The organism is Microcoleus sp. w2-18bC1, from assembly GCF_036700365.1.
In the GTDB taxonomy this organism is placed as follows: domain Bacteria; phylum Cyanobacteriota; class Cyanobacteriia; order Cyanobacteriales; family Microcoleaceae; genus Microcoleus.
Genome location: NZ_JAUBOS010000078.1, coordinates 14,380 through 27,740, shown reverse-complemented (window position 1 = coordinate 27,740; position 13,361 = coordinate 14,380). Strand labels below are relative to the sequence as shown.

General features: G+C 46.4%; 10 protein-coding genes. All 10 read right to left on the bottom strand.

Features of this window, described 5'->3' with window-relative positions:
* Positions 1–209 precede the first annotated feature (209 nt).
* Positions 210–1,085: a DNA repair protein RecO gene (gene recO / locus QT979_RS25530; protein ID WP_333217122.1), complete on the bottom strand. Its 876-nt coding sequence runs from the start codon at positions 1,083–1,085 to the stop codon at positions 210–212.
* Between the two features lie 46 nt (positions 1,086–1,131).
* Positions 1,132–1,809, bottom strand: coding sequence for a deoxyribose-phosphate aldolase (deoC, locus tag QT979_RS25525; RefSeq protein ID WP_333217124.1), 678 nt, complete (start codon positions 1,807–1,809; stop codon positions 1,132–1,134).
* Between the two features lie 289 nt (positions 1,810–2,098).
* Positions 2,099–3,145 (bottom strand): chemotaxis response regulator protein-glutamate methylesterase, encoded by a 1,047-nt coding sequence (locus tag QT979_RS25520; protein WP_333215281.1) that lies wholly within the window; start codon positions 3,143–3,145, stop codon positions 2,099–2,101.
* A 94-nt stretch (positions 3,146–3,239) separates the two neighbouring features.
* Positions 3,240–5,483, bottom strand: coding sequence for a hybrid sensor histidine kinase/response regulator (locus QT979_RS25515; RefSeq protein ID WP_333215279.1), 2,244 nt, complete (start codon positions 5,481–5,483; stop codon positions 3,240–3,242).
* Between the two features lie 2 nt (positions 5,484–5,485).
* Complete coding sequence (locus QT979_RS29145; protein ID WP_445304812.1) at positions 5,486–5,884, bottom strand: chemotaxis protein CheW; 399 nt, start codon at positions 5,882–5,884, stop codon at positions 5,486–5,488.
* A gap of 370 nt (positions 5,885–6,254) precedes the next feature.
* Positions 6,255–7,961 carry a methyl-accepting chemotaxis protein gene (locus QT979_RS25505; protein ID WP_333215274.1) on the bottom strand — a complete coding sequence of 569 codons (1,707 nt, stop codon included), beginning with the start codon at positions 7,959–7,961 and terminating at the stop codon, positions 6,255–6,257.
* Between the two features lie 15 nt (positions 7,962–7,976).
* Positions 7,977–9,272, bottom strand: coding sequence for a CheR family methyltransferase (locus QT979_RS25500; protein ID WP_333215273.1), 1,296 nt, complete (start codon positions 9,270–9,272; stop codon positions 7,977–7,979).
* 8 nt (positions 9,273–9,280) lie between these two features.
* Entirely contained in the window at positions 9,281–10,879 is a 1,599-nt protein-coding gene (locus QT979_RS25495) for a methyl-accepting chemotaxis protein (RefSeq protein ID WP_333312057.1), read from the bottom strand.
* Positions 10,880–10,961: 82 nt separating this feature from the next.
* Positions 10,962–11,420, bottom strand: a complete 459-nt coding sequence (locus QT979_RS25490; protein WP_333215269.1) for a chemotaxis protein CheW — start codon at positions 11,418–11,420, stop codon at positions 10,962–10,964.
* 131 nt (positions 11,421–11,551) lie between these two features.
* Positions 11,552–12,490 carry a hypothetical protein gene (locus QT979_RS25485; RefSeq protein WP_333312056.1) on the bottom strand — a complete coding sequence of 313 codons (939 nt, stop codon included), beginning with the start codon at positions 12,488–12,490 and terminating at the stop codon, positions 11,552–11,554.
* Positions 12,491–13,361: the final 871 nt, after the last annotated feature.

The window sequence follows — 13,361 nt, the reverse complement described above, 5'->3', positions numbered from 1 at the left end:
GACCGAGAGTTCAGCCTTGTGGCTGGAAACGTTATGTACGGGCTTTCACCGTGATTCACGTTTCAACGAATCGCACTATCTCTATCTATTATCTGATGTCGCCACAACCTTGAGAATTTACCTGAAATTGCCTGCAGGTTCGGGTATCCCCCCGGCTGGAGGTGCGATGTACGATCGCCCCTTCACCTATTTAAATCCACACTCAAAATTTAAAACTCAAAACTCTCTAGGTAGGTGTCGATCGAGCTTCCCGATCGAATCGTGCAACCTAAATGATACTGGGCATATTGTCGCAAAATATTTTCTACTGATACCCAAGTTGTTTGATCGGCAATCCCCTCTCCTAGTTCTGGACTAGCCAACTGTTGCAGCGCTGCTAATTCCTTAGCATTTATCTCGAAATTTGTCAAGTGTTTGCTGCCATTTGTTTGTCGGGAACGGGAGGTGGATTTGTACAAGCTACCGATTTCTGAAGAGAGTTCTGCCTCTAGGTTAGCTAGCTCGGACAAGCTGAAGGTTCCCCCAGAGGGTATACTAAACCCGGTTTGCCAGTTCGGATCGGTGAAATTTGGGATGAGCGGGTGTCTGGTGGCGCAGCAAACTTGGACTTGGGGCGCGAGGCCGGCTAAGGCTAGCAGGTGAAAAATGCCGTGGCTGAGGTGGGCGACAAGCACGGCGGCGGATTGGATTTCTGTGCGATCGGACAAACGCTCCAAACGGCTCAAATGTTCGCCCAGTAACCAAAAGAGTTCTTCTTGGGGCTCATCGGAAAGGGCGCTGGCGATCGCCAATTCGGCCAAATATTGCGCGGCGGAGAGTTTCCCTAGGTTGCGGCTCAAACCCGGATGGGATTGCACCGTGTCGGCTTGGGTAATTTTGTCGAGCGATCGGCCTTTGGCAATTAGCAATTCGTTGACAACAAATAATTCGCTTCTACCGCCAATGGTAGATCGTTGTTTGCGAACACCCGGTGCTACAGCTCGAATTAAGCCGAATTCCCGCGTCAAAATTGTCAGCACTCGATCGGATTCCCCCATCGGCGCACTCTTGAGATTGATTCCAGTTGCTTTGTAAGTTCGAGTCACTCGATTTTAGATTTTAGATTTTAGATTGACTCCACAGTAGCAACAATTACCTTTTGTCTAAATTATCTCGCTGGCGGATTAATTCCGGGCCGCGGGAAGTCCCCAAACGAGTTGCACCAGCGACGATCAAATCTAAAGCTTGTTCGTGAGTGCGAATTCCGCCGGCGGCTTTAATCCCGATCCTGCCCTTAGTAACTTCCTTCAGCAGTCGCACATCATCAACTGTCGCCGCGCCAAAAAAGCCCGTGTTGGTTTTAATGTAGGCGGCACCCGCCTCCATGCAAATCTCAGCCGCTAATTGTTTTTCGGCATCCGAAAGCAGCGAACTTTCGATAATTGCTTTGATTGTGAGATTGGTTTCTTCGCAAATTTGGGCTAATTCCTGGTGGAATTCGTCGATTTTGCCAGCTTTCAGCAATCCTAAATTAACCGAGACATCTAACTCTACCGCTCCATTATCTGCTGCTTCGAGGGCTTCGTAGATCTTCGCAGTTGAAGTCGAAGCACCGGTGGGAAAACCTATGACAGTACAGACTTTCGGGCGCTTGCCGTGCAGCAGCTCAACTGCTTGTCGGACATAGGCGGGATACACGCAAACTGTGACAAAGCCAAATCTCTCTGCTTGTTGGCAGCAGTTTTCTACTTGCTCTGGCGTGGCGGTGGGGTCAATCAGGCCGTAGTCGATAAAGGGGGCAATATCGATGTCTGGCTGGTTTGCAGCCATTGTTTTTTTCTCTCTGAAATAACTACTTTATTATACAAATAAACGGGATGCGGAAAACTTATGTCTCTTTCCGCCGGGAATTTAAGCGGCTAGGAGACCTTCAGTAAGCCAATGTTCTTTGATATTCTATTTAATCAATGCTCTAATAAAACTATTTAGCAAAAACCTATGCTCGTTTTTGGTAAAAAGGAAGTGGTGACTTGACAGTGGATTGTCTCGTCTACAAATTTGTATCACTTATCTACTTCTTTCTCTTGGCTTTATCATCGTTCACATTGAGAATACCGAGTTATTTGAAGAGGACTCGCTGAACTAACCGATCGGCGATCGCTTCAGGAGGCAGAACTTCAACCGCTGCATTTAGCTGAACTGCCGCTTTGGGCATTCCATATACAACACAACTTTTCTCATCCTGAGCGATTGTGTGCCATCCCCGCGATCGCAAAAGGCTCATTCCCTCAGCACCGTCTTGTCCCATCCCAGTCAGTAACACGGCGGTTGCCTTGTGGTTCCAGTATTGGGCAAGACTCTTAAAAAACACATTTACTGATGGGCGATAGGGATAGTCAATCGGTTCTTTTGTGTAATGGAGAGTGAAATCCGAACGAAGACTGAGGTGATCGTTTGTACCTGCAACTAAGACAATACCTTTCTCCAGCCGATCGCCAATTTTAGCTACTTTCACTGTCAAGGGTGTTTGTTGATTCAGCCAATCCACCAGCCCCGCCGAAAACTGCAGATCGACATGTTGAATAATCGCAATAGCCGCACCGAAGTTCGCTGGTAGGCGGGAGAGAATAGTGGCTAGAGCTTTGGGGCCACCTGTTGAGGAGCCGATCGCCACTAGGGGAGGGAGCAGGCTCGAAGGTGTGGAGAATGAAGTAAATTTTGAAGTTTGGGTTTTTGGAGTTGAGGATTGAGATGATTTGCCAATTAGCTTACTCAGAGTCGCAATTTTTGTCAGTAACGGTTGGGCAGACTCTGGACTTCCTTGGATTCCTAAGACAGGAGTGTTCACTGCATCACGGGCACCATGCCCCATTGCCTCAAACACCTTCCCCGCATTTTTTTCAACGCTTTCGGTCACAATCAGAATAACACAGGGAAACTGTTTCATGATCTGGCTGGTGGCTTCCACACCGTCCATGATTGGCATGAATAGATCCATCAAAATTAAGTCGGGGGTGTCTTTGGCGCAGTGGGCAACCGCATCTGCCCCATCCCGTGCAATCCATGCCACTTCATAACCTGGAACGATTAGCAGCACTCGCTTGAGGGCTTCCACTGCCATAGCCGTATCATTGACAATCCCAATTCTCATTCTCAGTACAGGCATTATTTGAGCGTGGATGTATCCACTGTAAATCTTTCCGTAGGGAAATCATAATTTTTAACTTACCCTTCATTTTTAGCTAACTCTGGTGAAATGGCTATTGCCCAATCAGATCGACGATCGCGTTAACTAATGTGTCGTCATGGAAGCTGCTTTTGGTGATGTAATAGTCTGCCCCAGCTTCCATACCCTGAATACGATCGTCTTCGGCATCGCGGTAGGACACGATAATGACCGGAAGCAAATTGAATGTGGGATGATCTTTGATTTGTTTGACAAGTTCAATGCCATTCATGCGAGGCATATCGATGTCGCTCAATATAAGGTCGTAATGATTGCTCCGAATGGCAGTCCAAGCATCCATTCCGTTTACGGCAACATCCACATCGTACCCTCGATTTTGCAGCAACTTTCGAGTCATTTCGCGCACAGTAATGGAATCATCCACAACTAAAATGTGTTGGCGAGCGTTGCCTTTTGCTTTTTTTGCTTTATTGACATCAACAGGTCTCATTTGACCACTGTTGAGGAGGTGGTCAATGGATTGCACCAAATCAGAAACATCCATAATTAAAACAGGCAAACCATTATCCATTAGAGCAGAGGCACTAATATCCCGAACTTTACCCAAACGCGGATCAAGTGGACGCACCACTAAATCCCGTTCACCTAAAAACTTGTCTATAACCAAGCCATAAGCGTTGGATTGATCGCTGATCACAACTACACAGATCGCATCATCGGAAGATAAAGCCTCCGGTAAATCTAGAACGTGGCTCGCTGCAATCAACCCGATATTTTGACCATCTTTAGTGAAATATTGGCGACCTTCCACAACATAAATGTCCGATTTGTCGAGTTTGACAATCTGACCCACTCGTGCCAGGGGAAAGGCATAAGGTTCACCAGAAATCTCGACAATTAGCGTCCTGACAACCGAGAGCGTGAGGGGAAGTTGAAAGTGAAAATTAGTACCCTTTCGGAATTGAGATGTGGCGCGAATCGTTCCACCAACCTCTTGCACCATACTTTTGACAATATCTAATCCCACACCACGTCCTGAAATTTCAGTCACTTGTTCGGCTGTAGAAAATCCAGGTAGAAACAGAAACTCGATGATTTCAGCTTCGCTAAGTTGAGCAGCAGTTTTGGGTGAACCTAAATTCCGATCGATAATCTTTTGGCGCATCCGATCGATATCAATTCCTCTTCCGTCATCGGAAATAGTAATTGCCAGCATACCGCCACGATGAAATGATTCTAGACGAACTGTTCCCTCCATCGGTTTGCCTGCTGCCTCTCGCTCTTGGGGGGATTCAATTCCGTGATCGATCGCATTGCGAATCATGTGAGTCAGGGGTGCTTCCAGTTTTTTGAGGATGTCACGATCGACCGGGGTTGACTGACCGACAATCTCTAGCTTGACCTGCTTATTCAATCCTCGTGCTAGGTCACGAACCATGCGAGGAAAGCTTTGTACTCCATCAACAAATGGACGCATATGGGAGGCAATTACTTCCCGGTAAAGGCGATCGCTTAAGTTGGTTGTGCGACGAGCATATAGTTCCAGTTCACCCAAGCGATCCGTGAGCATTTCCCGACATTCTTGTGCTTTACGCCGAGCTGTATCTAGAACTTCCTGGCTTTCTAAATTAATGGGAGTGTTTGCTAATGTGGTATGAACCGTTTCCAGAAGTCTGGCAAGCTCTAATTGACGGGACTTGAGAGTCGTGAAAGAATCGGCAAAGGGTTGCAGCCAATTTGCCTCAACCAGCGATTCACCCGCCAACCCCATAATCCGATTCAAATTTTCTGCCGTGACTCGCACCACCCTATCTGTTGGGATTGCACTCGCCTGGGCCGTGGCAATTTCCTGACGACCGCTTTGGCTCAGCGCTGAGCTTTGATCAACTGGAACCAGGGACGTTGAGCGACGCTCGCTAAAATCAGGAGGTAGCAGAGCCGCGATCGCGTCATAACAGCTCTCAAACTCTCCTGTTGTTTGGGCCAACCATTCAAGTAGATCGACTTCCATTACCTGACTAAGCGCTTGAAGCAAATCAACGCCTTGCAATAACACATCAATTTGGCCGGAACCTAACGTGATGATCTGGCTCTGGGCTGCCACAAAGCAATCTTCCATCCAGTGTGCCAGAGTAGTGACAGCATCGATAGAAACAATTCGAGCGGCACCTTTAATCGAGTGAGCTGCCCGCATAAGCGCTTCCAGCGCATCCTCAGATTGAGGGTTGGCTTCCAATATCAGTAGTTCCTGAGTCAGGATCGCAATCTGCGTCTCAGCTTCTTGTCTAAATAGCTCCAGCATAGAATCATCGCTCATTGTCAAAAAACCTTGTGACTTAGGGTGTAAAAGAATAGTTCAGAGTCCAAAAAGTTGATCTTCTTGCCTTGCCAAGTAACGACGCCTTTGGTGTAAGCTTCCGATGCTTTGGAAATGACAACAGGAGCATCTTTGAACTCATTAAGATGAAAGCGGTAAGTTCCATGAACCTCATCCACTGGAAACACCCACTTGTTTTCATTCTTTCCAGCCACAATCATCCGTTGCGGATTAATCGTATTCGAGAAATCTGCTGATTCGGCGACAGGCTCTAGACCGAGTAAGTCTCTGAGCGAAATACAGAGAAGTGTTTCACCGCGAATGTTGACCAACCCCAAAAATACAGAGTTAGTGCGGTGCGGGACGGCATGAATGATGTAAGGGGGAGTTACTTCTTGCAAGATGTTGACTGGCAATGCTAACCGTTCACTACCGAGACGGAAAATGATTACAGAAAGGGTATCTGTGGCGCGAACTAGCATCCCTTCTCCTACTCCCACTTGCTGTGTGGAAGCTTCTGACAAGATGTCTGTCCATTCTTGGAGATATTCTGGTGGAGCATTGCGCTCTAGCAAGCTGCGTCCAGCCGCCGAGTAAACCTTGCAGTTGCGGCAGTGAATAACCGTCTTCAGTTCGCCACAGGTGCGATCGCCCATCACCCCAATCTGATTCCAGCAATCGTTCAGTGTTGGATGGTCAAATTCAGAATCGTCTGGTATGAGTACCGTATTCAAATAATTTTCCATTGTTTAATTTCTCAATTTTCACTTTCTATGCCATCACTTTGAATCGCGCAATCTCTGTCTTTAAGCTATGGGCCGCTTCGTCAAGTTCTTCTAAGGCGTGATTGGTTTCTCGCAACGAGCCTGCTGTTTGCTGAGATGCTTGGCTGAGATACTCCATCGCTTCGCTAATTTGTTGCGCTCCCTGAGATTGTTCATCGACGCTCTGACTCACCTGCTCAAAGCGTGGGGTCAATCCCTGCATCTGCTGAATGACTTCAGTAACTTGATCGCTAATTTTGTCTACATCTTCGACGCTATGAGCGACAGACTTCGTAAACTTACCCATCTCTATTACCCCAATAGAAACTGCCGATTGCATCTCCTTAATCATCTGCTCAATTTCTAGCGTGGCAACAGCGGTTTGATCTGCCAATCGGCGAATCTCTCGTGCTACGACCGCAAAGCCTGCCCCGTATTCTCCGGCTCTCTCGGCTTCCAGTGCTGCATTGAGCGAAAGTAAGTTGGTTTGATCTGCCACAACCGTTATTGTTGTCACGACTCGGCTGATATTGTTTGCTCGTTGGTTCATAACTTCCAGTTTGGAAGACACAACGTGAGTCGCTTCTAACAACTGACGCATCACAGAATCGATGTGGTTTAAATCATTTATGCTATTGTCTGCTGCTACTGTCGTCTGTTCAGCCATTGCAGAAATCTGCTCCATTGTTTTTACCAATTGCCTGGATGTCGCGGCAATTTCATGAGCCGTTGCACTCACTTCATTCGTTGAAGCAACCTGTTCTGTAACCGTTGCTTCCAGGTTTCTTCCAGACGCCGTAATTTGGTCGGCAGAACGGGTGATTTGATTACCTGATTGTTGAATGCGGTTGACTAGCGCATTCAGGTCTTTATTCATGGTGTAAAAGGCATTCTGCAATTGACCAACTTCATCTTCCTGGTCAGCGAGGGAAATTTCGCTGGTTAAGTCTCCTGCGGAAATCTTTTGGGCAATGTCAACTACCCCTGCAATTTTGGCTCCCAAAGGTTTGGCGATCGTGTTACTAAAGAAAATTCCAAATAACAACGCAGTTCCCGGACCAATCAGGATTGCCACAAATGCCCAAAATCCGACTTGAGAAACATCTTTCGCCGATACACGTTCTGTTTCCGCTGTCAAATCCTCATTCATTTTCAACACCTTCAAAAGTGTATTGGTGGCGTCTGTGAAGGGTTGACGGTTTACCTGAACTTGCTTCTCAAGCTCTTTGTAGCCAGCGATTGCCGAACCAGCGTTCCCCGCTGAATTTTCAAATAGATTGAAAACTCCCAGTCTCTCGAACTCAAGATTACGCCTCAAAAATTCCTCATGGGCTTTCTTCCACGTATTCCACGTATTTAAAAAGTCTTTATATGCCTTCTGTTCAGCGTTCGACTTAGGAGTCGCTTCGTACTGCTGAAACCCTTCCTGAATTTGCTTCCAGGCGTTATCCATGCGATCTATCTCTGCCTGCCGTGCATCTTTGTTTAGATTGATATTCAGCAAGCCCCGTTCTGATGATTCGATCTGGGTTTTTCCTTCGTTAATTTTCCACAAGCCGGAGATGGTGGGCAGACTATTGCTGGCTAGGTTATCGATGTGCTTACTCAAGCGAGAGCTGCCGCTCAGACCTACCAGTGCTACAATCAGCACCAAAATTCCCATGAACATGAACGCAAAGATGAGGCGTGCCTGCATGGAGAGATTTTTTAACATATCACGTTTCCCTTTCTAAGCTTCTGTTCTGAGACGGTGCTGCAAGCGCTGAATTCGCTGCTGAATGATTTTTGCCCCTACTGTATCGCCTTGATTTTCCTTCAATAAGGCGAGGTGAACTAACGCTTCATAAGAGGTTGGCTCCAAGTATATAGCACGTTGAAAACATCGCTCTGCTTGGGCATTCTGCTGGTGTGCCTGATACAGCTCACCCAAGAGAGTGTAGGCAGCCGCACTCGTTGGATGATGAACAAGATACGAGTTACAAAGCGTGATTGCTTCTGCCGATCGCCCGTCATCCGCTAACTTTTTCACTGTTTGTAAATCAAGAGACGAGGTTGGTTCAGGGCTTAAATCCTTTGAACTCGCAGATGGATCGGATTCTTTGATTTGCTGAGTGTCTGGGGCAGAGGAAATTTTCCCTCCTAAAGATTGTTTGGCAATGGTTTGAGGAGTTATTAGTTGAGATGGCACCTGTCTGAGTTGAGTAATATTGATGGGTGCCTGTTTTGGCAGCGATGGTTTCGACTTTCGATAAGCAAATGTGAAAGGCTGACGGACAGAGACGTACTGGTCGGCGACAATTTTTCCCGTGTCAGACGCTCCAACAAACAGTAACCCTCCTGGTATGAGTAGGCGATCGATCGCTGCTAATACCTGTGAGCACGTTTCTGATTGCAGGTATATCAACAAGTTGCGACAGAAGATGATGTCGTATTTTTTTTGAATCAGCGTAAGGGAGGTCATTACATTCCCCTGCTGGAAATTGACGAGTCCTCTAACGGGCTGGCATAGTTCGTAACCCTCCGCCGTTTGCTGAAAGTAACGCTCTCGCCCTGTCCAAACATCGCCGCGAAAGGAGTTTTTGGTGTAGACTGCGCGCTTTGCCTTTGCCAGGGATCGATGACTAATGTCAATCGCATCGATCGCGAACTGTTTCGGAAGCAGACCCGCTTCTAGTAGGGCGATCGCCAGTGAGTAAGGTTCTTCGCCAGTAGAGGATGGAACACTCAGTAGTTGGAGCGGATTGCCGTTTGGCGACCGCAGCCATTCCGAGGTGACGTAGGTTTTTAGGTAATCAAACGGTTTGCCATCCCGGAAAAACCAGGTCTCTGGCACAATGAGTAGTTCGATGAGCTCCTCTAATTCTGAAGCCGAGGTTTGTAACCGTGCCCAATAGCTCTTGAGGTCAGGCAATTTACAGCCGACTCGACGATTTTCCGCTGCTCTGGCAATTCGGTTGGAGCCAATTGTATCAGGGTCTAAGCCTATAGTTTTGCTCAGTAATGTCGCGATCGCAGATAGTACCATCTGTAAGCCTAAGCGGTTTTGAATCGAGAAATTTCTACTCGTAATCCATTGGCTGCTTCATCAAGCTGCACTACAGCACTGTTCGTCTCCCGTAAAGAGTCTACCGTCTGCTGAGATGCTTGACTCAGGTGCCCCATCGCTTCACTAATCTGTTGTGATCCCATCGATTGCTCCTCAATGCTCTGGCTCACTTGCTCAAAGCGTGGGGTCAATCCTTGCACCTGCTGAATTACCTGAGCAACCTGATCGCTAATCTTGCTGACATCGGCAACGCTATCGACAACAGATTTATTAAACTTATCCATTTCCATTACGCCAGTAGAAACTGCCGACTGCATCTCCTTGATCATCTGGGCAATTTCCAGAGTGGCGACGGCAGTTTGGTCAGCCAATCGGCGGATCTCCCGTGCTACAACCGCAAACCCCGCACCGTATTCTCCAGCTTTTTCTGCCTCGATCGCGGCATTTAAGGACAGCAGGTTGGTCTGATCGGCAACCTTGTTAATGGTCGTGACAACACTGTTAATGTTGTTTGCCTTTTCATTCATCACCCCAAGTTTAGTGGCAATGGAAGTAGTCGCATTTGAAAGTTGGCGCATTACCGTTTCCATCCGGTTTAAGTCATTTTGACTCGCACCAGCAGCAATTGCTGTAGACTGTGCCATCAGCGCCACCTGGTCCATCACCTTGACTAGCTCTCTAGAAGTGGCGGCAATCTCCTGCGAGGTTGCACTCACTTCATTAGTTGAGGCAAGCTGTTCTGCAACAGTGGCTTCTAACTCTTTACCTGCTGCGGCAATCTGAGTTGCCGAAGTGCTGATCTGCACTCCAGATTTTTGCATCTGGAGAATCAGCGAATTCAGCTTTTTGGACATATAGTGAAATGCTGTCATCAACTTGCCAACTTCGCTAGCATCATTGTTTAGCTCAATTGTTTGCTGTAAATTTCCATCAGCAATCTGCTCTGCTGCTTGCACTACCCTTGGAAGATCTCGTCGGATTGGTGCAGCAACCAACCATGCGCTTATCAGCGTGGCAACCATTGTCAATAACGTACCCAGCACGATCAGTAAACTCTGAAACTGCTTGGCTTTCTCGGCTTCCTGTAAATTGTCTGTCAGTCTGGCTTCAAGAAGTTTATTCACCCTACTCCGGCTTTCGTCAAGTCTGGCAACACGGGGAATTAAAATTTCTCGTTTCGCCTCATCCATTTTATTGGCATCGACTAGCGGATAAACACCCGCTGCAACGCGATCGTACTCATCACCAATCTGGACGAGTGCGTTGATTAATTCTCGCACCTGTGGTTCAACAATCTTTTCCAATTCCTGCTTGTGAACAAGCATGTCTTCTTGGGCTTTAGTATAAGTCCCGCGATAGTACTGGTCTTTAGGATAAAGAGCATATCCTCGGATACTGGCAATAATCCTAGTGATATCATAAGCATAGGCATCTACATTATTTATGTTTTCAGCGACTTGCTTTGAGTTCGTCTGCAATTTAACTAAGCTGTCAATGCCCGAAAAGAGCATGGAACCAAGCACAATCAGGAACAGTACGGGAACTGAGAAGCCCAATATGATGCGGCTAGTGATAGACTTCAACATGGTAAGTGGGGGGGGTGATAAATTAATACTGGTAGGGTAATAGAATTAAGAGCAGGTTCCATTCAAGGCTGAATCTTTCTGATTAAGTTTCTTCACCCATCAACAAGTAATTATGTCGCTCATCGCTGAAAAGTCGCTCAAGCTCGACACATTGAATAATCCGTTTTTCATCGACAATCGTGCCACTTAAGTAGGGTGCTTCCTCAACCCGAATGCTGGAATCCCTAATATCTCTGTTTGATATACTGAGTGTCTCCGTCACCCGTTCTGCCATCAACCCTAGATATTGTAGCGATTCATTCGGGCGCGGATATTTAACGATCATGATGCGGGTACTAAGGTGCGATCGACTCGGTGTACCTTGGATCAAATGGCACAAATCGATCACTGGCAAGACAACTCCCCGGTAGTTAAACAAACCCGCCACGTATTCTGGTACGTGCTGCACCTTTCTGAGACTGACTCGTGGAATCACCTCAACAATGTACGAACTGTCGATCGCGTAGAGGTCATTCCCAGCGTAGAAAAGTAGAATTAGCACTTATAACTATCAGTTTTTATTAGGGATAAATGAATATTTTTAGACTATAAGCTTGTTCAAGATTAGCACATAAGCGCCAAATGAGCAAGTAATAAATTATTTCGTAATCTTTGGTGCACTGGCGTTTTGATCTAACCTACGATCGCCGCATGAGAAATGACAATAATATTAACAACAACGAATGAGCCAGCCAGGATCGGAACAGCAAGGCGGCGCCTTAAATACCGTGACCAATCCGACTGCTCTGCTTCACTTAAAAATCGAGTGTAGACCAGCACAATTGCGGTTATGAAGATGTAAATGATTGCGATGATGTGGATGAAATCAATCAGGGTGACAGAATTACTACTACCCAAATCTGAGGTAGCTGCTTGCAGATTCACTATAACTGCAAACAAATTACCGACAAGGATGCCCATTATATCTTCATCCAGCAACAATGCCATTATTGAGAGGGCAACAGCAGCATAAACTCCCATCACAAGTTTAAAAAAGCTAACTTTACTCTCGCGGTTAATTGTAATTGAAATAATTAAGCGAGATCGGGAATTTAGTTCTCTTTTTATTCCCGGACTACCAAAGCTTGTTCTATAAGGGAAATTCTCTTGAGCAATCTTAAAATCTATAATTTTCCAATCTTCCAAGTCCATATCTTTCTGATAGCCTGTGCCAGCAAAATCTGGGGCGTGAACGAAGGTGGAAGCATCTAACTGTGTTTCCTCAAGAGTAATTTTCAAGACATGGCGATCGAATGGATAATTTTTTGTGTCCCAGTTGTAATAGAGAGTTGTGCTAATCTCCTCTTCAGACCAGAATACGTTTTTACTGGCCTTAAATGTATCCGACAAATTTTCGCTTCGGGAAAAACTGCTGTAATTCTTGTTAACTTCGTTGCTACTTACAACCTTGAGGCTTTCTAAAGGTTTTGGAGTCTCAAAAGGACAAACACTCCAGACCCAGAAGTTTGCAGAAAACGACTTCTCTGCTGGCTTAAAATCTCGCAATGATGTCAAGTAAACTCCAATTTGACAAGTTTTTGGAGATGTAACAGCATCTGCCTGAACTGGCAAAGTTTGAGACAGCCAGTAACTAAAAATGGCGATCAGCAAGCAACCAATTAGGGGTAGTCCCTTGACAACTCCTCTAACGGCAGGATGATTCTGTTTAGAAATATATCCCCTCACTCATCAACTCCCTTGCTAAGCAACCCCTGATTTTACCACCTAACGATGCTTGCAAAAAGTTGATTAATTGTTTTAAAATTTACGATCGCCACATAGGAGATGACGATCGCGTTCAGAACGATAAGCAAAATTGTAAATACCCGAAATAAAAGGCGACTGTCTAGCCACATTGCCTGCTTTGCTTGCCCTATTTCTGCTGTTAATGGGGAAAAGACGGTGGCAAGAGCGCCTGCAAAGATATAGACGATCGCGACAATGTGAATGTGATCAACCTAGCGTCAGGCTCTCCGTGCGCCCCAAAACCGACTCAGAACCCCGCATATTGACCAATGCCAAAAACAAACAACCCCGCAGTAAACTCGTCCGGGCGCTAACCAAACTGGGCTTTCCAATTTCCTAGAAGAAAGATAGGATCACCGAGCGCGAAAGCGACGTACACCGCCCGGTAGTCAGCTTAAAGAATCTCGCATATTTGACCCTCTGGATTGGGATCAAAACAGTCCGGCGAAAGTAGACCCTGGGCCTTGGCGGGCAAAAATGCGCTTATTCGCTGCTGCCAGTAACTCTTCTAGGGCTTGGCAAAGCGAATTACTTTGACAAAACTATATTTTGGTATCTGCCTTTAGATACATTTTTGATCTTTCTTTAGGTATACTTTGTTAAAAGGAGTTACGGTAGAGCCTGCGTCAGCTACGCTAGGGCAGAGCCTGTTAGCGGCTACTGTTTTTACTTTTAGTAGTGCTTTAAAAACATAAAA